Below are 20,005 nucleotides of genomic sequence, written 5' to 3' on the forward strand. Positions count from 1 at the left end.
GGCGGGCCTGCATGTCGGCTATGGCCAGACCTTCCAGCGCTTCTACCTGGGGGGCGAGCTCGCGGCCGAGGTCAGCGACGTGACCTGGAACCACGAGCGCCAGCCCACCGGTCGCACCTACTCGGTGGACCGCGAGTCAAGCCTGGGCCTGGCCCTGCGCGCGGGCTACGTGATCGACAGCGGCGCCCTGCTCTACCTGCGCGGCGGCCCGGCCTGGACCGACTTCGAGACCCGCTACGCGCGGGGCAAGCAGCGTGTCCACCTGGACGAGACCGAGCAGGGCTGGCAGTTCGGTGGCGGGATCGAGGTGCCCCTGCGCGAGCGCCTGCGCCTGCGCATGGACCTCAGCCATACCCGCTATGACGACGTCGAGGTCGACTACGGCTCCGGCGTCGACACCCTGGAGAGCGAGGAGAACCAGGCGCGGCTGGGCATGAGCGTGCGCTTCTGAAGGGGCCTGGCGGTGCGAGCGGCGGACGTGGAAGCGCTGCCCTGCCCGCCGCTCGCACCGCCTTCCTTAATTACCGGATCGGATATTGATATACGTCAATTGCATTGGGCTGCCTGCTGACTAAGCTTCGAGTACTGGCACTCCGCAACCACGGCTCTACCAGTTCACGGTCGGTTGAACTGATACTCCTGGAGTTAGAGATGACAACCTTACGCAAGACCCCCTCCCTCACTCGCCTGGCCACCCTGACCGGTGCGGCCGTCCTGCCGCTGGTGGGGGCCGCCATGCTCGGCTCGGCCGTCGTGCCCGAGGCGGGCTTCTTCATCCAGGGCGCCGAGGCCCAGCAGGGCCAGGGCCATGGTGGCGGTCGCGACGACCTGCTCAACGTCGGCAAGGGCAAGGGAAACGGCTTTGGCGCCGGCGGCCAGGGGCGCTCGCTCGAGTCCGACATCTTCCGCGATGATGCCGCCGGCGGCCCGCCCGAGGGCAAGGGTCAGGGCGGAAGCGGCAGCGACCGCGGTGGCCAGCCGGAGGGGGCCGGCAGCGGCGGCGGCCCGGACAGCGGCAAGGGCGGCGACTATGGCGATATCGTCATCATCCTGCGTGACGACGACGGCACGCCCATCCTCGACGAGAACGGCAACGTCCAGCCCTGCCTGGACCCTGCCTGCGAGACCTACACCCAACTGGTGGAGGTCGAGGAAGGCGACTTCGAGATGCCGGAAGGCGTCATCGCGGTGGAGTTCGGTCGCCTCAACGTCGCCCGCTCGCCGGAGAGCGTCATCGACCACTCCCTGACCGAGCTGCTCTCCAAGCTGGATGGCCAGACCATCACCGCCGACACCCTCGACGAGATGACCGATGACGCTGGTCGCCTGCTGGTCACCAACGACGATGGCACCATCTCCACCATCGACTCGCCGCTGGAGAACTTCGCCTTCTACGTGGCGCTGATCGAGGCCGCCGGCAGCGACCCGGATGCCGACAGCTACACGCTGTCGATCACCACGAGTCCCATGGGAGACGATCCCGTCGAAAGCTTCTCCATGACGGTGGATGCCGACGTGGTGCTGACCCTGGCCGCCTCGGCCTTCTCGGCCGCCTCCGACAAGTACGGCGACCTGACCATCGACGAGATCATGAACATCACCAGCTTCGTGGGTCTCGACGACGAGCTCTCCGCCCTGGTCGATGCGGAAAGCTACTCCTACAACCGCGACGACCTCTATGGCGACATCACGGTCACGGTGCTCAAGGAGGTCGTGATCGATGGCACCACCTACTACCAGCCCACCGAGGTGACCCTGCTCGACGAGGTGGTGTTCAACACCATCCCGACCATCGAGGATGACGCCAACGGCATCGATGTCTTCACCCAGCAGGCCGACGACGCCGTCCAGGTGCTGGAGTACATCCACGACTACGCCATCGACGCCGAATAGGCACCACCTCGATTCGGCAATGGCAGACGGCGGCCCCCACGCGGGGCCGCTCCTGTCTCGACAGGAGGCATCCATGAAAGTACGGCACTCCCCTGCCCTTCGTCGTCGCCTGATGGCTGGCCTGCTGCCGCTGGCCCTGACGGTGCCCGCTGGCCTCGCCCAGGCCGAGGCCTTCACCCAGGCTCCCAGCGCCCCGCGCCTGCTGGCCCAGCACAGCGACCATACCGATAGCCACGCCGATGGCGAGCATGGCTCGGGCGGCAAGCAGGGCGGCGGCCAGGGGCAGCGCAAGCGCCTGGGCAAGGGCGCCGGCACCGGCGAGGCCCGCGGCGGCCACACGGCGGAATCCGATATCTTCCGCGACGAGGGCTTCGATCGCGGCAACTCGGAGCGCGGTGGTGGCCCGCCCGAGGGACGCGGCGAGCACGAGGACGGCGACGACCATGAGGACGGCGAGGAAGGCGGCGGGCACGAGGATGGCGAGGAGCACGACCACGAGGCGTGACGCACTGCCCCGCCAGAAGCATCGCACCGCCGCCCGGCGGGCCTCGGCCCGCCGGGCGGTGCCGTCTCAACAGGCCCCTTCCGGTCACGCGTTGTGTGGAGAGATGGCGCCGGCGTCGCTGATCCGCTAGCCTTCCTGTACAAGCCCTCTTGATGGAACTCAAAATGTACAGGAAATGGCTCCTCCGCCTGGCCGTGCTGTTGCTTCCCCTGGGGCTGCTGACCGGCTGCAGCAGCGTCGATATCGAGCGCTACGCGGGCACCACGCCGCGCCTCGACATCGGCGACTACTTCGACGGCCAGACCCGAGCCTGGGGCATGGTCCAGGACTACCGCGGCGAGGTGCAGCGCCGCTTCACCGTGGAGATCGACGGGCGACTCGAGGGCGACACCCTGACCCTGGACGAACGCTTCACCTATGACGACGGCGAGACCGACCGCCGCGTCTGGACCTTCGAGCGCCAGGGAGAGGACCGCTGGCTCGGCCACGCCAATGACGTCGAGGGCCCCGTCGAGGCGCGCCAGGCCGGCCACGCCTTCACCATGCGCTATCGCCTGCCCGTCGAGGTCTCGGGACGTGAGATCACCTTCACCCTGGACGACTGGATGTACCTGCAGCCCGACGGCCGGCTGATCAATCGCACGGCCATGAGCAAGTTCGGCGTGACGCTGGCCGAGATCACCATCGTCTTCGACCGGGTCCCCTGACGAGAACGCCCCCGGCTCGCGGGAACCGGGGGCGTCGCAGGACCCTCTCGACCGCGCGGGGCGATCAGAGCGGCTTCTTGTCGTCGGCCTCGGCCGGCGCGTAGGAACCATCCTCGCGGTGCACCTCGTTGCCGGTCAGGCCCGGCGTGAAGACGCAGGCCAGGTGCATGGTCTTGCTGGCGCGCAGCAGGTGCTCGTCGTGCTGGTCGAGGATGTAGATGTCACCCGGCTTGATCGGCCAGATCTTGCCGTCGGCCAGGGTCTCCACCTCGCCCTCGCCCTCGATGCAGTAGACCGCCTCGAAGTGGTGCTTGTAGTGGATGTGGGTCTCGGTGCCTTCGAAGATACGCGTGATATGGAAGGAGCAGTTGCCGCCGTCATCGGCCAGGCTCAGGCGGGTGCTGTCCCAGTTGCCGTTCTCGGCGGTGACCAGGCGGTCGGTCTTGCGGGCTTCCTCGAGGTTGCGAACGATCATGGAGTCTCTCCAGTGGTGTCAGTGACGGACCGGTCGGCCCCTGCCGACCGGTTAATGACCGGGCCGCCCTGATGGGCGACACCCTCAGCCTATCAGCTAAGCGCCTGCTTGGTGCTGGTCTCGAGGATATCGAGGCCCTTCTCCAGCTCCTCGTCGGTGATGGTCAGCGGGCAGAGGCACTTGACCACCTCGCCGTCCTGACCGCTGGTCTCGATGACCAGGCCGTTCTCGAAGGCCTGGTGGGTGATCTTGTCGGCGACCTCGCCGCTGCCCACGTCGATGCCGCGCATCAGGCCGCGGCCCCGCTCGGAGGCCTCGATGCCAAGCTCGCGGATCATGCCGGCGATCTTCTGGAAACGCTTGGCGACCACCTCGCCCTTGCGTGCCACCTCCTTCTCCAGGGCATCGTCGCTCCAGTACTGGCGCAGGGCCGCGGCCGCGGTGGTGAAGGCCAGCGCGAAACCGCGGAAGGTGCCGTTGTACTGGCCGGGTTTCCAGATATCGAGCTCGGGGCGCATCAGCACCTGGGAGAACGGCAGGCCGAGGCCCGAGAGCGACTTGGAGTTGGTGACGATGTCCGGGACGACGTCGGCATGCTCGAAGCTGAAGAACTTGCCGGTACGGCCGCAACCGGCCTGGATATCGTCGACGATCAGCAGGATGTCGTGGGCGCGGCAGATCTGCTCGAGGCGCTTGAGCCAGTCAAGGCCGCAGACGTTGATGCCGCCCTCCCCCTGCACCGTCTCGACGATGACGCCGGCCGGAACATCCAGGCCGCCGGACTTGTCGCCGAGCAGCTTCTCGAAGTAGTCCAGGGTGTCGGTACCCTCGCCCAGGTAGCCGTCGAAGGGCATGAAGCTACCGCCGACCGTGGGCACGCCGCCGGTGGCCTCGCGGAACTTGCGGTTGCCGGTGGTGGCCAGCGCCCCCATGGTCACGCCGTGGAAGCCGTTGGTGAAGGTGACAATGTTGTGGCGGCCCTTGGCATTGCGGGCCAGGCGGATGGCCGCCTCGACGGCATTGGTGCCGGTCGGTCCGGGGAACTGGACCTTGTAGTCCAGGCCGCGGGGCTTGAGGATCAGCTCCTCGAGGGCCTCGAGGTAGTCACGCTTGGCGGCGGTCCAGAAGTCCAGGCCATGGATGATGTTGTCCTCGGCCAGGTAGTCGAGCAGCGCCTGCTTGATGTGCGGGTTGTTGTGGCCGTAGTTCAGGGTGCCGGCACCGGCCAGGAAGTCGATGTACTCGCGGCCCTCCTCGTCGGTCAGGCGCGCATTCCGGGCCTTGGTGAAGACCACCGGAAAGGAGCGGGAATAGGTCCGGACTTCGGACTCCATGCGTTCGAGGATCTGGGTCTGCATGTGCGACCTCCTGTTGGCAATAGAAAGGGATCAGGACGCGCGAGCGCGGCTGAAGGGTGTGGGGACGCCTGCCGCCAGGAGCAGCAGGCGCGAAGAAGCGGGGCGCTCAGATGCGATCGGTCTGGAAGGGGCCGATGCGCACGAGGTTTTCCGGGTCGTGCTCGCCACCGAGCTGGTCGGTGGAGAAGTACTCGCGGCTGTTGAGCGGCGCCTGCCAGCGGTCGGCAAGCCGCCGGAACAGGCCCCAGGAGGCCTGGTTGTCGGGGGTGATGGTGGTCTCGAGGTGGTGGACCTCGGCCATTTCCGGGCGGGTCATCACGGCTTCCACCAGGCGCCGGGCCAGGCCCGTGCCGCGCGCCTTCTCGCCGACCGCCACCTGCCACAGGAAGTAGGTATCCGGGGCATTGCTCTTCACGTAGCCGGAGACGAAACCGACGATCTCGCCCTCCTCGTTGGTGGCCACGGCACAGCTGTCGCGGAACTGGGTCGCCAGCAGCAGGTAGGCATAGGCGGAGTTGACGTCCAGCGGGGGGCAGGACTTGACCAGCTCGTAGATGCCCCAGCCGTCATCGGGGTTGGGCTTGCGGATGAACAGCGGATAGGCCTCGTGACCGACCACGGCGTCCGCCACGGTGGGGCGTGCCAGGTCGGCGGAGGGCGTGAAGGGCTCGGTGGTTGCGTTCATTGTCATGGTTCGCTGTAGCGAATTTGGAAGGGAGTATAACAGCGGCTTATCGGCAATTCAAAACCATGATTATCCTGGCGACACGGATCCATAATGGAAAATTATGCTGACCGAGCCGGCCCCTGCCAGTCGAGCCGCTCCTCTTCGATAATAGCCCACTCCGATGACGACGGGAGCCCGAAACGCCGCGGGCCACCCCACAGGGTGGCCCGCGGCGATGCCCGAGACATGGAAGGGGTTCAGCGCCGGGTCGGCGCGCGCATGGTGACGAACTCCTCGGCGCCGGTGGGGTGGATGCCCACGGTGGCGTCGAAGTCGGCCTTGGTGAGGCCCGCGCGCACGGCCACGGCGATGCCCTGGATCACCTCGCCGGCCTCCTCGCCCACCATATGGGCCCCCACCACCACGTCGCTGGCGTCATCGACGATCAGCTTCATCAGGCAGCGCTCGCTGCTGCCGGAGAGGGTGTGCTTCATGGGGCGGAAGTCGGCGACATAGACGCGGATCTCGCCACATGCCTCGCGGGCCTGCTCCTCGGAGAGCCCCACCGTGCCGATGTTGGGGTGACAGAACACCGCGGTGGGGATGTTGCGGTAGTCGAGCGCGGCCGGCTCGGCCTCGTCGAAGTGGTGACGGACCATCTGCATGGCCTCGGCGAGCGCCACCGGGGTCAGCTCCGGGCCACCGGTCACGTCGCCCAGGGCGAGGATGGAGGGAACGGAGGTCTCGAAGCGCTCGTTGACGCGCAGGTGGCCGCTGTCGGTCAGTGCGATGTCGAGGCGGTCGAGGCCCAGGCCCTCGAGATGGGGACGGCGGCCGGTGGCGGCCAGCACGGCATCCACCTCCAGCTGCTCGCCGTTGGTGAGGCTCACCCGCAGCCCCTCCTCGACCTTCTCGATGGAGGCGATATTGGCCTCGAAGTGCAGCTGGACGCCCTTCTTGGCCATCTCGTCGCGGGTGAACTCGCGCACCTGCTGGTCGAAGCCGCGCAGGAACAGCTCGCCCCGGTAGACCAGGTGGGCCTCGCTGCCCAGGCCATTGAAGATGCTGGCGAACTCCACGGCGATATAGCCGCCGCCGAGGACCAGGAAGCGCTCGGGGAAGGCCTCGAGGTCGAAGACCCGGTTGGAATCGACCACGTGCTCGTTGCCCGGGAAGTCCGGCACCCAGGGCCAGCCCCCTACCGCGACCAGGATCTTCGCCGCGCTCAGGGTCTCGTCGTTGGCGCTGACATGGTGCGCATCCAGCACCTTGGCGCGGCCGTTGATCAGGCGCACCCCGGCGGTGTCGAGCAGGCGTCCGTAGATCTCGTTGAGCCGCTTGATCTCGCCGATCTTGTTGTCGCGCAGCGTGGCCCACTCGAAGCGCGGGGCCTCGGGCAGGTGCCAGCCGAAGCCGCCCGCGTCCTCGAAGGCCTCGTGGAAGTGGGCGGCATAGGAGTAGAGCTTCTTGGGCACGCAGCCCACGTTGACGCAGGTACCGCCCAGGTAGCGATCCTCCGCCACGGCGACCCGCGCGCCGGTGGCGGCGGCGGTGCGGGCGGCGCGAACGCCACCGGACCCCGCCCCGATCACGATGAGGTCATAGTCGAAGTCTGACACGCAAGTCTCCTGTCGAAGGTCGAGCCGCGTCGGCCCGTCGGTGAATCTCGAGGAGGATCATACCAGCCGAGGCGACACCCCGGGAGAGCGGTTGACCACCCCGGCAGGCGAGGTTACAAGGGGGACCGTTCTTCCCTGCCATGCCGACCGGAGCCCGCCATGAAACAAGAGATCGAGAGACTGCTGGCCAACAACCGCAGCTGGGCGGAGAAGATGTGCCGGGACGACCCGGACTACTTCGCCCGCCTGGCCCGGCAGCAGAGTCCCGACTACCTGTGGATCGGCTGTTCCGACTCCCGCGTGCCGGCCAACCAGATCATCGACCTGCCACCGGGCGAGGTGTTCGTCCACCGCAACGTCGCCAACCTGCTCCACCACAACGACATGAACGCCCTCTCGGTGGTGCAGTTCGCCGTGGACGTGCTCAAGGTCCGTCACATCATGGTGGTGGGTCACTACGGCTGCGGCGGCGTGCGGGCGGCGGTCGCCGGCGGCGAGTGCGGGATGGTCGACTACTGGCTGCATACGGTCCGCGAGCTCTACAGCCGCCACCGTGGGGCCCTGGAAGCACTGCCCCTGGAGGAGCAGGTCGACCGCATGTGCGAGCTCAACGTCGAGGCCCAGGTCAACAACCTGTGCCGAACCAAGATCGTCCAGCGCGCCTGGCAACGCGGCCAGGCGCTCTCGGTGCACGGCTGGGTCTACGGGCTGAGCGACGGCCGGGTCTCCGACCTCGACTGCAGCGTCCACGGCCTCGACCAGGTCGCCACCCTCTATCGCATCGACCGCATCACCCCCGCCGGAGACTGACCCAGGCCTCGGCGGCCGGGGCTCATTCGCCGGGCGCATGGCGCCTCTCACAATTTCGATTGTGCCTCCATGGCCGAGCTCACTATGTTGTTGGCTGGACCTTCGCGGTCATCACCAACAACAAGTCAACCGGCATGGAACGACACATGACTCTCAAGAAGACCCTGCTGGCGAGCGTGATCGGCGCCGCCATGACCACCGCCGTGCTGCCCTCCGTGGCCAGCGCCGAGACCACCCTGCGCATGGCCTACGATGCCGACCCGGTCTCGCTGGACATCCACGAGCAGCTCTCCGGGGGGATCCTCCAGCTCTCCCACATGACCTTCGACCCCCTGGTGCGCTGGAACAAGGATCTCTCCTTCGAGCCGCGCCTGGCCACCGGCTGGGAGCAGGTGGATGACACCACCATGCGCATGACCCTGCGCGAGGGGGTGGAATTCCACAGCGGCAACGCCTTCACCGCCGAGGACGTGGTCTGGACCGTCGAGCGCCTCAAGCGCAGCCCGGACTTCAAGGCGATCTTCGAGCCCATCGAAGGCGTCACGGCCATCGACGAGACCACCGTCGAGATCACCACCCGCAAGCCCTACCCGCTGCTGCTCAACCTCGCCACCTACATCTTCCCGCTGGACAGCGAGTTCTACAGCGGCACCGACGCGGACGGCGACCCCAAGGACGAGATCGTCAAGAACGGCAACTCCTTCGCCTCGGCCAACCTCTCCGGTACCGGGCCCTACACCGTGGTCGAGCACCAGAAGGGGACCCGCATGGAGTTCGACCGCTTCGACGGCTACTGGGACGACGAGTCCCCGGGCAACGTGGAGCGCATCGTGCTTACCCCGATCAGCGAGAACGCCACCCGCGTGGCCGCCCTGCTCTCCGGGGACGTGGACTTCATCGCCCCGGTGCCGCCCAACGACCTGGACCGGGTGCGCGAGGACGAGGACGTCCAGCTGGTCACCATGTCCGGCACGCGGATCATCTTCTTCCACATGAACCAGGAGCGCGTCGAGGCCTTCCAGGACCCGCGGGTCCGCCAGGCCTTCGCCTATGCCGTCAACCAGGAGGGCATCGCCGACCGCCTGATGAAGGGCTTCGCCACCCCGGCGGCGCAGTTCTCGCCGGAAGGCTATGCCGGCCATGTCGAGGATCTCGAGCCGCGCTACGACCTGGAGAAGGCCAAGCAACTGATGGAGGAGGCCGGCTATGCCGACGGCTTCGAGATCTCCATGATGGCGCCCAACAACCGCTACGTGAATGATGCCAAGATCGCCCAGGCAGTGGCCGCCATGCTGGCGCGCATCAACGTCACTGTGGACCTCAAGACGCTGCCCAAGGCCCAGTACTGGGGCGAGTACGACGACCGCGCCGCCGACATGATGCTGATCGGCTGGCACGCCGACACCGAGGACAGCGCCAACTTCCACGAGTACCTGACCGCCTGCCCTGATGCCGACAGTGGCGCCGGCCAGTACAACGCCGGCAACTACTGCAACCCGGAGCTGGACAAGCTGGTGGCCGAGGCCAACCTGGAGGTCGACCTCGAGAAGCGCGCCGAGATGCTGCAGCAGGTCGAGCAGACCCTGCACGACGAGGCGGCCGTGGTGCCCCTGCACTGGCAGGACCTGGCCTGGGCCTCGGCGGCCAATGTCGATATCGAGCCGATCCTCAACGTGATGAACTTCCCCTACCTCGGGGACCTGGTCATCGAGGACGAGTAAGCCTCCCTCGCGCCGGCCCCTCGCGGGCCGGCCATCCGAAACCTGACCCCTGTGACGCGCTCGCCAGCCGAGTGCGTCGCCGCGTGTTGCACACGGGACGCCAGCCATGATCGCCTTCCTGATCAAGCGCCTCTTCCATGCCCTGCTGGTGATGTTCGTCATCAGCATCATCGCCTTCGCGATCCAGGACAACCTGGGCGACCCCATCCAGCAGATGGTCGGCCAGTCGGTGCCGGAGAGCGAGCGCGAGGCCCTGCGCGAGCAGCTGGGCCTCAACGACCCCTTCCTGGTCCAGTACCTGCGCTTCGCGGGTAATGCCCTGCAGCTGGACTTCGGCTACTCCTACATCTTCAACCAGCCCACCACCGAGGTGATCCTGCGCCACCTGCCGGCGACCCTGGAGCTGGTCTTCGCCACGACCCTGCTGATCGTGCTGTTCTCGGTGCCGATCGGCGTCTACAGCGCGATCCGGCCCCGGGCCTGGCTGTCACGCTTCTTCATGGGGGTGTCGATCATCGGCATCTCCATCCCGGTCTTTCTCACCGCCATCATGCTGATCCAGCTGTTCGCCATCGGCGTCTCCTGGTCGCCCTTCCCCGCCGATACCGGCTGGGGCGCCTGGCTCAACGACCTGGTCAGTACCGAGGGCGGCATGCCGGCCTACGGGCGCGGCAACCCGGTGCCCGTGTTCGGCACCTGGGCGACCAACTTCGCCACCCTCGAGGGGCTCACCTACCTGGTGCTGCCGGCCATCTCGCTGGCCTCGATCATGCTGCCGCTGTTCATCCGCCTGATCCGCGCCGAGATGCTCGAGGTGCTGCAGTCCGAGTACGTGAAGTTCGCCCGCGCCAAGGGCATCGCGCTGCGCCGCATCTACTTCGTGCACGCCCTGAAGAACACCATGCTGCCGGTGATCACCATGGGCGGGGTGCAGATCGGCACCCTGGTGGCCTACACCATCCTCACCGAGACGGTCTTCCAGTGGCCGGGCATGGGGCTGATGTTCCTCAACGCCATCCAGCGCTCCGACGTGCCGCTGATCATCACCTACCTGATGATCGTGGGGCTGATCTTCGTGATCACCAACACCCTGGTCGACCTGATCTACGGCCTGGTCAACCCCACCGTCAAGCTGACAGGGAAACCCGCATGACAACCACGACCCCCCGGGTAGCGAGCCGCTGGTCACGCTTTCGCGGCTCCTACCTGCTCTACAGCTTCAAGCGTGACCTGATCGCCCAGCTGAGCCTGGTGGTCTTCATCGCCCTGGTCGCCGTGGCGGTGCTGGCCCCGTGGCTGGCGCCCATGAACCCCTATGACCTGGCGCAGATCGACATCCTGGCCTCGGAGCTGCCGCCCTTCTGGGTCGAGGGCAGCGACCCGACCTACCTGATGGGCACCGACGCCCAGGGCCGCGACCTGCTCTCCACCATCCTCTACGGCGCCCGAGTGTCGCTGATCATCGGCTTCGGCGCGGTGGCCCTCCAGGCCCTGCTGGGCGTCAGTTTCGGGCTGCTCGCCGGCTACCTGGGCGGTCGCGTGGATGCCTTCCTGATGCGCCTGGCCGATATCCAGCTGTCGTTCTCCACCCTGATGGTGGCCATCGTGGTGGGCGCCCTGGTCAAGGCGATCTTCGGCGGCGCCACCTTCAGCGCCTATGCGGTGCCGCTGCTGGTGCTGATCATCGGCCTGGCCGAATGGCCCCAGTACGCGCGCACGGTGCGCGCCTCGGTGCTGGCCGAGCGCCACAAGGAGTATGTCGATGCGGCCCGGGTGATGGGCTTTACCAGCCGGCGGATCATGTTCCGCCATATCCTGCCCAACACCCTGTCGCCGATCTTCGTCATCTCCACGGTCCAGGTGGCCAACGCCATCATCTCCGAGGCGGCGCTCTCCTTCCTGGGCCTGGGCATGCCCGAGACGCAGCCGTCGCTGGGCTCGCTGATCAAGTCCGGCTTCGACTACCTGCAGTCGGGCTCCTGGTGGATCACCCTGATCCCGGGCCTGGTGCTGGTGGTGCTGGTGCTGGTGATCAACCTGCTCGGCGACTGGCTGCGTGACGTCCTCAACCCGCGACTCTACAAGGGCTGATCCCATGGCACTCCTCGACGTAAACCATCTCGACGTGCGCTTCGCCCTTCGCCGCGGCGATGTCCAGGCGCTGCGCGATGTCAGCTTCAGCCTCGAGCGCGGCGAGCGCCTGGGCATCGTGGGCGAGTCTGGCGCCGGCAAGTCGGTGGCGGCCTTCAGCCTGCTCAACCTGATCGCCAAGCCGGGCTACATCGCCGGCGGCAGCATCCACTTCGACGGCCGCGACCTGACCCAGATGAGCGACCGGGCGCTGCGCCATGTCCGCGGCCACCGCATGTCGATGATCTTCCAGGATCCGATGATGACCCTGAACCCGGTGCTCTCCATCGGCGAACAGATGGTCGAATGCCTCAAGGCCCACCGGCGCATCTCGACCCGCGAGGCCCGGGCGATCGCCCTGCGCAAGCTCGAGCAGGTGCAGATCCCCTCGCCAGCGGCGCGCCTGGACCAGTATCCCCACGAGCTCTCCGGCGGCATGCGCCAACGGGTGATCATCGCCATCGCGCTGCTGCTCGACCCCGACATCATCATCGCCGACGAGCCCACCACCGCGCTGGACGTGACCATCCAGGCCGAGATCATGGCGCTGCTGCTCGAGCTCTGCGAGAAGCACAATGTCGGCCTGATCCTGATCACCCACGACCTGGGCGTGGTCAGCCAGGTCACCCAGCGCATGCTGGTGATGTATGCCGGCCGGGTGATCGAGCAGGGCCCGACCCGGGAGATCATCAACGACCCCCAGCACCCCTACACCCAGGGGCTGATCAACGCCCTGCCCCAGATGGCCACGCCGGGCAGCCGGCTGAACCAGATCCCCGGCAGCATGCCGTCGCTGGACAACCTGCCGAGCGGCTGCGCCTTCCATCCGCGCTGCGGCTTCGTCGAGCGCGCCGACGGCACCACCCGCCGCGCCTGCATCGACGAGGTTCCCGGCTTCGTGACCTCCGGCAACTGCCGGGTCGCCTGCCACATGGTCGCCGAGATGATCGAGCGCGAACGCATCCCGGCCGAGGAGATTCGCTGATGAGTTCCACCGCCCACGCCCAAGCCCCTGGCCAGGCCCCCGAGGCGGCCAGCCCTCTGCTGGAGATCCGCGGGCTGGAGAAGCACTTCTCGCTCTCCGGGGATTTCCTCGAGCAGCTCAAGTTCAGGAAGGGCAGGATCGTCCGCGAGCAGAAGCACGTGCATGCCATCAACGGCGTCGACCTGGATATCCGCCGCGGCGAGGCACTCTGCGTGGTCGGCGAGTCCGGCTGCGGCAAGTCCACGGTGGCCCGCACCGTGATGGGCCTGCTCCATCCCAGTGCCGGCGAGATCCACTATGGCGGCCAGCGCATCGACGCCCTCTCCCACAAGGCGCTGATGCCCTACCGCCGCCGCATGCAGATGATCTTCCAGAACCCCTATGCCTCGCTCAACCCGCGGATGACCATCCAGCAGACCCTGGAGGAGCCGATCCGCCTGCACCATCCGGAGTGGTCGGCACAGCGGATCAAGGAGCAGGTCGCCGAGGTGATGGCCTCGGTCGGCATCGCGGCCGACTGGGGCGCACGCTACGGCCACGAGTTCTCCGGCGGCCAGCGTCAGCGTATCGCCATCGCCCGCGCCCTGGCCGTGGACCCGGAGTTCATCGTCGCCGACGAGCCGATCTCGGCGCTGGACGTGTCGATCCAGGCCCAGGTGCTGAACCTGCTGATGGAGGCCCAGCAGCAGCGCAACCTGACCTACCTCTTCATCACCCATGACCTCGCCGTGGTCGAGCACTTCGGTACCCGGGTGGCGGTGATGTACTTAGGAAGGGTCTGCGAGGTGGCGCCGACGGCGACGCTCTTCGCCCGGCCGCGACACCCCTACACCCAGGCCCTGATGTCGGCGATCCCGCGCCTAGAGGACGACCGGCCCCAGCACATCCGCCTCGAGGGCGAGGTGCCCACGCCGGTCAACCTGCCCTCGGGCTGCGTCTTCCACGGCCGCTGCCCCCATGCCAATGAGCGCTGCCGGCGCGAGATCCCGGGCCTGATCGCCACCGGCGACGGCGGCCAGGTGGCCTGTCACGCCGTGGAGGAAGGGCGCATCGACTGAGCTCCGCCACGCTATGGCACAATGCCGGGGCCGAGACACGGCCGCGGCACGCACGAGGATCGACATGGAACTGCGCTGGCTGGAAGACTTCATCGCCCTGGCCCGGACCCAGCACTTCTCCCGGGCGGCGGAGGAGCAGAACGTCACCCAGCCGACCTTCTCGCGACGCATCAAGCTGCTCGAGGAGGAGATGGGCACCACCCTGATCAACCGCCAGACCCTGCCGCTGTCGCTGACCCCGGCCGGGGAGGAATTCCTCGGCCTCTGCCAGGAGGTCACCCGACGGGTAGCGGCGACCCGGCAGCGGCTGGCCCACCTGGCCGAGGAGCAGGCGGGACAGCTTCGGCTGGCGGCGCCGCAGAGCCTGTTGGCGCACTTCCTTCCCGAGTGGCTCGCCGACTGGGCCTCGCCGCCCCCGCTGACGCCCTACCTGCGTGCCACCGGCTGGCTGGCCGGCGACTTCTTCGAGGCCCTGGCCCGCGACGAGTGCGACCTGGTGCTCTGCTACTGGCCGGCCGGCGCCTGCCCGCTCATGCCCGAGACCGAGGGCCTCGCCCACCACTGCCTGGGCCACGAGCGGATGATCCCGACCTCGCTGCCCGAGGCCGATGGCCGCCCCCGCTTCGCGCTTCAGGCCGGGGCCCGCTTCACCCTGCCACTGATCGCCTACCACCCCCGCGGGCTGATCGACCTGGCCCTGCGCAGCCGCCTGGATGAGCTGCCCGGGGCACCGCGCTTCCGGGTGCTCCACGAGAGCATCCAGAGCGGCAACATCCGCGAACTGGTCGGCCTGGGCTATGGCCTCGGCTGGCTGCCCGAACGCACGGTGCGCAACGACCTGGCCGCCGGCCGCCTGGTGCGAGCCGGCGATACGCGCTGGGAGGTGCCCCTGGAGATTCGCCTCTACCGCCGGCGCGGTCACGGCCCCGTCGCCCTCGAGGCCCTCTGGGAGGCGCTTTCCGGTGGCGCCGCCCAACCCCGTCACACGCCGATCCCCTCACCGGAGTCCCCATGACCGCCCCAGCCACGCCCTCCCCGCTCGCCATCCTGCAACGGCGCCACCTGGAGTCCCTGCAAGGGGCCTACGACGAGGTGCTCACGCGCCTGGGGCTCGACGGCGTACTGCTCTACAGCGGCCAGCCCCGCCGCCATTTCGCCGACGACCAGGAGGCGAGCTTCGCCGCCTACGGCCACTTCATGCACTGGACCGGCCAGGCCGACCTCGCCCACAGCTGGCTGCTGATCCGTCCGGGCCAGCGACCCAGGCTCAAGGTCCATGCCCCGGACGACTTCTGGCACCTGCCGGCCCGCCTGCCCGACGAGCCCTGGGTGGAGGCCTTCGCCATCGAGTTGGCCCGCGACGACGCCCCACCGGCCCTGCCGGCCGGCCGCTTCGCCGTGCTCGGCGACGTGTCGGCAGCGCTCGCCGAGGCGCTCGATGCCGACCGCAACCCCCCGGCCCTGGTGGCTGCCCTGGACGAGGGCCGCGTCCGCAAGAGCGACTACGAGATCGCCTGCCTGGGTGACGCCAACCGGCAGGCCATGGCCGGCCATCGCGCCGCCCGTCAGGCGTTCCTGGACGGTGGCGCCGAGCTCGACATCCAGCTCGCCTACCTGGGCGCCTCCCGACAGCGCGAGACGGCCCTGCCCTACGCCAGCATCGTCGGGCTCAATGCCCACGGCGGCGTGCTGCACTACCAGCACTACGAGAGCGTCGCCCCGGAGAGCCGGCGCAGCCTGCTGCTCGACGGCGGCCACCGCTTCCGTGGCTACTGTGCGGACATCACCCGCACCTGGGCCGGGCCCGATGCCGTCCCCGCCTTCGCGGCGCTGATCGAGGGCGTCACGGCGCTGCAGCGCCGGCTGATCGGCGAGCTGGCGCCGGGGGTCGACTACGTCGAGTTGCACCGGCACATGCACCTGGGCCTGGGAGAACTGTTGGCCGACCAGGGCCTGGTGCACTGCACGCCCGGGGCGGCGGTGGCCCAGGGCATCACCCGGGCCTTCTGTCCCCATGGTCTGGGCCATTCGCTGGGCCTGCAGGTCCATGACGTGGCCGGCCGCGTGGACGCCGCTGGGCAGCCACTGCCGCCGCCCGAGGCGGACCCCGCGCTGCGCCTGACCCGGGAACTGGAGGCCGGGATGGTGGTCACCATGGAACCCGGGCTCTACGTGATCCCCATGCTGCTGGCACCGCTCAAGGAGGGCGCGGCGGGCCGTGACATCGACTGGCCCCTGGTCGAGCGCCTGGCCGACCACGGCGGCATCCGTATCGAGGACAACCTGGTGATCACGCCCACCGGCCACGACAACCTCACCCCGCCGGAGTGACCCGCCGATGGACGCGACCTGGCACGCTGCCGACTTCCGCCCGCCCCCGGGGCTTTCCAACCGGCACGTCCAGACCCTGCTGCCCCGCTGCCTGCCGCGCCCGGCGGTCGATGCCGAGACCGAGATCCTCGAGCTGCCGGACGGAGACTTCGTCGAGCTGGCCTGGGCGCGACCGCAGCCCGAGCGGGCCGACGCGCCCATCCTGCTGCTCTTCCACGGGCTCGAGGGGTCGCTGGCCTCGCCCTATGCCCGTCACCTGCTGCACGCCGCCGCCGGCCTCGGCTGGCGCGCGCTGCTCATGCACTTCCGGGGCTGCGGGGCCTCGCCCAATCGCCTGCCTCGGGCCTACCACAGCGGCGACACGGCGGATGCCTACTGGCTGATCGGGCAGCTGGCCCATCGCTATCCCCGCGCCCTCAAGGTCGCCGTCGGGGTCTCCCTGGGCGGCAACATGCTGGTCAAGCTGGTCGCCGAACAGGGTGACAATGGCCTGGACCTGGCCGGCGCCATCGTCATCAGCGCGCCGCTGGAGCTCTCGGCCTGTGCCGATACCCTGCATCAAGGCTTCTCGAGGGTCTACGAGCGACACCTGCTCCGCTCACTGAAGCGCAAGATGGCCCCTCGCCTGGTCCGTGGCGAGCTGCCGCTTGCGATTACCTCGCGGGAGCTCGAGGCCCTGGAGAGCCTGCGCGCCTACGACGAGGCCGTGACGGCCCCCCTGCACGGCTTCGACGGCGCCGAGGACTACTACCGCCGCGCCTCCGCCGGCCCCCTGCTCGGCGAGGTCGAGCTGCCGATGCTCATCCTGCATGCCGACGACGACCCCTTCATGCCGCCGGCATTGTTCAGGCGTCTACCCGCACCTCCCGATTCGGTGCGGGTGGAACTCGCCCGACACGGAGGGCACGTCGGGTTCGTGGAGTGGCATCAGGGGCGGCCGGCCAGCTGGCTCGCGCGTCGTGTCGGTCAGCAGCTTACGGATTGGCAATCGACGATGTCGGCCATCCACTTCGCCCTCGATTCGAGAAGTTGCAAAAAAAATGCAGGTTATTAACCCAGGTTGGCAGACCCTGGCGGCGCCCTTTCCTAGGCTGTTCCTCAGGCATGGTCATCGAGGGTCATTCGAGGCCGCGACGCCATCAAGTGGATCGAGGTGCTACAAGAGGTGAAACGCATCGTGAACACGCCAAGCGTCACCATCCTGATCGAGGATATCCTGGCCCGGGCCAATGCGCATGAGCACCAGGCGTACCAACGATATCGCTGGCTGAGCCTGCGCTTTTTGACCTATCACATCGCCACCAGCAAGCTCATGCAGGCCCTGGCGAGCGAGAGTCAGCAGCGGATCCAGTCCCTGATCGAGGTGTCAGCGTCGCTACCGATCGAGCAGTCTCCGCTTCATGATCCGGCCGAGCGTCGCGAGCAGGAGCTGCAGGTACAGACCCACTTCTTCATCTTCGATGATGAGGTGGCGGCTGAGGAGCTCAGCCGGGCACTGCTCGAGGAGTGGCGGTCACGGCGCTTCTATGAACGCCTGCAGGCCTACAACGCCATCCCCGACCTGAATGCCTGGTTGAATGACTGTATCGGCCAGCGCCGGGCACAGTTCCAGATTCTCCAGGAAGCACGGGATCAGCTGCCCGGCGTCGCGTTGCCCACCCCAGCGAGGTCTCACGACGGGCGAACGATCACGCCCTTGGCGCCACTTCGCTGGCGGGAGGGAGCGCCGGTGAACCGAGGGCGAGGCGCCCATCATGGCCAGGCGCCATGGCGATAGGTTCGTGGGCAGTGTCTCTAAAGTGCGACTAGAATAAGCCATGAGGAAGGCCACCCATCGGGCGTTGCTTGTGTCCATGACCCAAAGGAGCATCATCATCTTCGCTATCCCGCATTGCATGGAGCCGCAGCGGCTTGCCTCGACGACCAGGCGCCTGGCGTGAGCCTTTTCCAGATCGCCATGGGGCGGTACCTGGACCTGAGTGAAAAGGATAAGCAACTCTTGGCACGGTTCGAGCAAGACGCCGAACTGGCCGTAAAGAATCAGCGGCTCTGGCGCCCCCGGGACAGGGTGGGCGAGCTGTACATCCTGCAGAGTGGCTGGGCCTGCACCGTCCGCCGCACCGAGGATGGCGAGCGACAGGTCATCGACCTCTTGCTGCCTGGCGAAATCATCGGGCTCAGGGAGTTTACCTTCATGCGGCACGTGACCGAGGCCAGCATGATCACCCGCGGCATGATCCAGCCGTTCCCCCACGAGAACATCGTTGACCTCATCGCGGCCTCCACGCCCCTGGCGATTGCGCTCTTCGCCACCATCAGCCGACAGGAGGCCCTCCTTACCGAACGCATGCTCGTCACCCTTCATCGCAGCGCGCGCTCACAGGTACTGCATTTCATGGTCGAGACTTTCTTTCGACTCGAGAAGTTGCAGCGCGTCGACCTGGCGTTCTTCGAGTTCCCCGTTTCCCAGCGGCTGCTGGGACAGATCCTTGGCCTGTCGCCGGTACATATCAACCGAACCCTCAAGGCGTTGGAAGAGGATCGGGTGCTGAAGAAGCACCGTGCCCACATCGAGGTCTACGACCCGGTACGCCTGTTCCAGGAAGCGGAATTCGACGCCCAGTACATGAGCGATGAATTGAATGGCCTGAAGAGACGCCTGGCGCAGCTCTAGTCCCCCTCGGGCGGGCCCCTGGCGGACTCAACCGATCGGGCAGCTGACCCCGGTCCCCTTCAGGCCGCAGTAGCCCCCGGGGTTCTTCGCCAGGTACTGCTGGTGGTACTCCTCGGCGTAGTAGAAGGCCTCGAGGGGCTCGACCTCGGTGGTCACGGGCCCCCTGCCGCTGCGCGACAGCGCCTCGCCGTAGGCCTCGCGACTGTGCTCGGCCGCCTCGCGCTGGCCAGGGGTGGTGGTGAGGATGATCGAGCGGTACTGGCTGCCGATGTCATTGCCCTGGCGGTGGCCCTGGGTCGGGTCATGGGCCTCCCAGAACACCCGCAGCAGGGTCTCCAGGTCGACCACGCGGGGGTCGAAGACCACCCGCACCACCTCGGCATGGCCGGTCCGGCCTCTGCAGGTCTCCTCGTAGGTGGGGTTGGGGGTCACGCCGCCGGCATAGCCCACCGCGGTGACGTGAACGCCCGGCAGCTGCCAGAAGAGCCGCTCGGCCCCCCAGAAGCAGCCCAGCCCCAGCACGATCTCTTCCATCCCCTCGGGCCAGGGGGGCTGCATGGCGTGGCCGTAGACCAGGTGGGTCCCGCTGATCGGCAGCGGCGTGTCGCGCCCCTCGGGCGCGTGGTCGGGATGCAGTGGCATGGGTGGGACTCCATTGTCCGGTGGAATGTCTGACGGAACTGTCCGCTTCGTCTCATGGGCTCGGGGGATTGCCCGGCAGGCTGAAACTGTAGACCAGGTCGACCGCCTGGGCCGCCCCCGAGACCGCCTCGAGATAGAGGCTGCGCCACAGCTGGTATCGCAGGGTGAGCTCGGCGATGGGCGAGAAGACGCCCACCCCGTAGCCGATGCTCAAACGGTCGGTGAGGTTACCGGTGACCACCACCTGGCTCTCCTCCCCGGCGCCGGCGGTGTCGAGGCTCAGGTCGGAGATGCCAAAGGCCTCGCCGATGGCGCCCACGGCGCCGCCGGTCTGTCCCAGGGTGATGCCGATCAGCGCCGAGGTCAGGGCGCCGTCGGCGCCGCCGCTGCTGTCCGGGGCACGGCCGCGCAGCAGGTAGGAGAGCGCGCT

The 20,005-nt window shown here is 67.8% G+C and carries 21 protein-coding genes; 15 read left to right on the forward strand and 6 right to left on the reverse strand.

Annotated features, from left to right (window positions below; translation table 11 throughout):
• From SCI24_RS15665 to SCI24_RS15680, 4 genes are all read left to right on the forward strand, one after another.
• A partial coding sequence (locus SCI24_RS15665; RefSeq protein WP_318726264.1) for an outer membrane protein occupies positions 1 to 451 on the forward strand: 451 nt, incomplete at its 5' end.
• 200 nt (positions 452 to 651) lie between these two features.
• Complete coding sequence (locus SCI24_RS15670) at positions 652 to 1,893, forward strand: hypothetical protein (RefSeq protein WP_318726265.1); 1,242 nt, start codon at positions 652 to 654, stop codon at positions 1,891 to 1,893.
• 73 nt (positions 1,894 to 1,966) lie between these two features.
• Complete coding sequence (locus SCI24_RS15675) at positions 1,967 to 2,398, forward strand: hypothetical protein (RefSeq protein WP_318726266.1); 432 nt, start codon at positions 1,967 to 1,969, stop codon at positions 2,396 to 2,398.
• A gap of 164 nt (positions 2,399 to 2,562) precedes the next feature.
• Entirely contained in the window at positions 2,563 to 3,105 is a 543-nt protein-coding gene (locus SCI24_RS15680; protein WP_318726267.1) for a DUF3833 domain-containing protein, read from the forward strand.
• Positions 3,106 to 3,169: 64 nt separating this feature from the next.
• Here SCI24_RS15680 and SCI24_RS15685 read toward each other — a convergent pair whose 3' ends face one another.
• The 4 genes from SCI24_RS15685 to gorA form a co-directional block, all read right to left on the reverse strand.
• Complete coding sequence (locus tag SCI24_RS15685; RefSeq protein WP_318726268.1) at positions 3,170 to 3,580, reverse strand: ectoine synthase; 411 nt, start codon at positions 3,578 to 3,580, stop codon at positions 3,170 to 3,172.
• A 92-nt stretch (positions 3,581 to 3,672) separates the two neighbouring features.
• Positions 3,673 to 4,938: a diaminobutyrate--2-oxoglutarate transaminase gene (ectB, locus tag SCI24_RS15690; protein WP_318726269.1), complete on the reverse strand. Its 1,266-nt coding sequence runs from the start codon at positions 4,936 to 4,938 to the stop codon at positions 3,673 to 3,675.
• 106 nt (positions 4,939 to 5,044) lie between these two features.
• Positions 5,045 to 5,623, reverse strand: coding sequence for a diaminobutyrate acetyltransferase (gene ectA, locus SCI24_RS15695; protein WP_106230888.1), 579 nt, complete (start codon positions 5,621 to 5,623; stop codon positions 5,045 to 5,047).
• Between the two features lie 239 nt (positions 5,624 to 5,862).
• Positions 5,863 to 7,224 carry a glutathione-disulfide reductase gene (gene gorA / locus SCI24_RS15700; RefSeq protein ID WP_318726270.1) on the reverse strand — a complete coding sequence of 454 codons (1,362 nt, stop codon included), beginning with the start codon at positions 7,222 to 7,224 and terminating at the stop codon, positions 5,863 to 5,865.
• A gap of 159 nt (positions 7,225 to 7,383) precedes the next feature.
• Between gorA and can the strand changes: the two genes are divergently transcribed.
• From can to SCI24_RS15755, 11 genes are all read left to right on the forward strand, one after another.
• Positions 7,384 to 8,034 carry a carbonate dehydratase gene (gene can, locus SCI24_RS15705; RefSeq protein WP_318726271.1) on the forward strand — a complete coding sequence of 217 codons (651 nt, stop codon included), beginning with the start codon at positions 7,384 to 7,386 and terminating at the stop codon, positions 8,032 to 8,034.
• Positions 8,035 to 8,180: 146 nt separating this feature from the next.
• Positions 8,181 to 9,755, forward strand: coding sequence for an ABC transporter substrate-binding protein (locus tag SCI24_RS15710; RefSeq protein WP_318726272.1), 1,575 nt, complete (start codon positions 8,181 to 8,183; stop codon positions 9,753 to 9,755).
• 106 nt (positions 9,756 to 9,861) lie between these two features.
• Complete coding sequence (locus tag SCI24_RS15715) at positions 9,862 to 10,908, forward strand: ABC transporter permease (RefSeq protein ID WP_318726273.1); 1,047 nt, start codon at positions 9,862 to 9,864, stop codon at positions 10,906 to 10,908.
• Positions 10,905 to 11,846, forward strand: coding sequence for an ABC transporter permease (locus tag SCI24_RS15720; RefSeq protein WP_318726274.1), 942 nt, complete (start codon positions 10,905 to 10,907; stop codon positions 11,844 to 11,846). The genes SCI24_RS15715 and SCI24_RS15720 overlap by 4 nt, the downstream gene beginning before the upstream one ends.
• Before the next feature lie 4 nt (positions 11,847 to 11,850).
• The gene (locus tag SCI24_RS15725; RefSeq protein WP_318726275.1) at positions 11,851 to 12,870 is read left to right on the forward strand and encodes an ABC transporter ATP-binding protein; all 1,020 of its coding nucleotides are present in this window, start codon (positions 11,851 to 11,853) and stop codon (positions 12,868 to 12,870) included.
• Positions 12,870 to 13,928: an oligopeptide/dipeptide ABC transporter ATP-binding protein gene (locus SCI24_RS15730; protein ID WP_318726276.1), complete on the forward strand. Its 1,059-nt coding sequence runs from the start codon at positions 12,870 to 12,872 to the stop codon at positions 13,926 to 13,928. The genes SCI24_RS15725 and SCI24_RS15730 overlap by 1 nt, the downstream gene beginning before the upstream one ends.
• A gap of 64 nt (positions 13,929 to 13,992) precedes the next feature.
• Positions 13,993 to 14,943, forward strand: a complete 951-nt coding sequence (locus SCI24_RS15735; RefSeq protein WP_318726277.1) for a LysR family transcriptional regulator — start codon at positions 13,993 to 13,995, stop codon at positions 14,941 to 14,943.
• Positions 14,940 to 16,259, forward strand: coding sequence for a Xaa-Pro dipeptidase (gene pepQ, locus SCI24_RS15740; RefSeq protein WP_318726278.1), 1,320 nt, complete (start codon positions 14,940 to 14,942; stop codon positions 16,257 to 16,259). The genes SCI24_RS15735 and pepQ overlap by 4 nt, the downstream gene beginning before the upstream one ends.
• Before the next feature lie 7 nt (positions 16,260 to 16,266).
• Positions 16,267 to 17,313, forward strand: a complete 1,047-nt coding sequence (locus SCI24_RS15745; protein ID WP_318726279.1) for a hydrolase — start codon at positions 16,267 to 16,269, stop codon at positions 17,311 to 17,313.
• A gap of 123 nt (positions 17,314 to 17,436) precedes the next feature.
• A complete protein-coding gene (locus tag SCI24_RS15750) occupies positions 17,437 to 18,036 on the forward strand; it encodes a hypothetical protein (RefSeq protein WP_318726280.1) in 600 nt (199 codons plus the stop codon).
• Positions 18,037 to 18,195: 159 nt separating this feature from the next.
• Positions 18,196 to 18,933, forward strand: a complete 738-nt coding sequence (locus SCI24_RS15755; protein WP_318726281.1) for a Crp/Fnr family transcriptional regulator — start codon at positions 18,196 to 18,198, stop codon at positions 18,931 to 18,933.
• A 27-nt stretch (positions 18,934 to 18,960) separates the two neighbouring features.
• Here the strand turns inward: SCI24_RS15755 and msrA are convergent, their stop codons facing one another.
• Both msrA and SCI24_RS15765 read right to left on the reverse strand, forming a co-directional pair.
• Positions 18,961 to 19,575: a peptide-methionine (S)-S-oxide reductase MsrA gene (gene msrA, locus SCI24_RS15760; RefSeq protein WP_318726282.1), complete on the reverse strand. Its 615-nt coding sequence runs from the start codon at positions 19,573 to 19,575 to the stop codon at positions 18,961 to 18,963.
• A 52-nt stretch (positions 19,576 to 19,627) separates the two neighbouring features.
• Positions 19,628 to 20,005 (reverse strand): translocation/assembly module TamB domain-containing protein (locus tag SCI24_RS15765; protein ID WP_318726283.1); only part of this gene is annotated, 378 nt, incomplete at its 5' end.

Origin of the sequence: Halomonas sp., assembly GCF_033549285.1 — a bacterium.
Lineage (GTDB): Bacteria > Pseudomonadota > Gammaproteobacteria > Pseudomonadales > Halomonadaceae > Halomonas.

Bases quoted from the DNA above. Each gene is read 5' to 3' on its own strand.
- SCI24_RS15670 (WP_318726265.1), top strand. From the start codon at position 652: ATGACAACCTTACGCAAGACCCCCTCCCTCACTCGCCTGGCCACCCTG.
- SCI24_RS15675 (WP_318726266.1), top strand. From the start codon at position 1,967: ATGAAAGTACGGCACTCCCCTGCCCTTCGTCGTCGCCTGATGGCTGGC.
- SCI24_RS15680 (WP_318726267.1), top strand. From the start codon at position 2,563: ATGTACAGGAAATGGCTCCTCCGCCTGGCCGTGCTGTTGCTTCCCCTG.
- SCI24_RS15685 (WP_318726268.1), bottom strand. From the start codon at position 3,580: ATGATCGTTCGCAACCTCGAGGAAGCCCGCAAGACCGACCGCCTGGTC.
- ectB (WP_318726269.1), bottom strand. From the start codon at position 4,938: ATGCAGACCCAGATCCTCGAACGCATGGAGTCCGAAGTCCGGACCTAT.
- ectA (WP_106230888.1), bottom strand. From the start codon at position 5,623: ATGAACGCAACCACCGAGCCCTTCACGCCCTCCGCCGACCTGGCACGC.
- can (WP_318726271.1), top strand. From the start codon at position 7,384: ATGAAACAAGAGATCGAGAGACTGCTGGCCAACAACCGCAGCTGGGCG.
- SCI24_RS15710 (WP_318726272.1), top strand. From the start codon at position 8,181: ATGACTCTCAAGAAGACCCTGCTGGCGAGCGTGATCGGCGCCGCCATG.
- SCI24_RS15715 (WP_318726273.1), top strand. From the start codon at position 9,862: ATGATCGCCTTCCTGATCAAGCGCCTCTTCCATGCCCTGCTGGTGATG.
- SCI24_RS15720 (WP_318726274.1), top strand. From the start codon at position 10,905: ATGACAACCACGACCCCCCGGGTAGCGAGCCGCTGGTCACGCTTTCGC.
- SCI24_RS15725 (WP_318726275.1), top strand. From the start codon at position 11,851: ATGGCACTCCTCGACGTAAACCATCTCGACGTGCGCTTCGCCCTTCGC.
- SCI24_RS15730 (WP_318726276.1), top strand. From the start codon at position 12,870: ATGAGTTCCACCGCCCACGCCCAAGCCCCTGGCCAGGCCCCCGAGGCG.
- SCI24_RS15735 (WP_318726277.1), top strand. From the start codon at position 13,993: ATGGAACTGCGCTGGCTGGAAGACTTCATCGCCCTGGCCCGGACCCAG.
- pepQ (WP_318726278.1), top strand. From the start codon at position 14,940: ATGACCGCCCCAGCCACGCCCTCCCCGCTCGCCATCCTGCAACGGCGC.
- SCI24_RS15745 (WP_318726279.1), top strand. From the start codon at position 16,267: ATGGACGCGACCTGGCACGCTGCCGACTTCCGCCCGCCCCCGGGGCTT.
- msrA (WP_318726282.1), bottom strand. From the start codon at position 19,575: ATGCCACTGCATCCCGACCACGCGCCCGAGGGGCGCGACACGCCGCTG.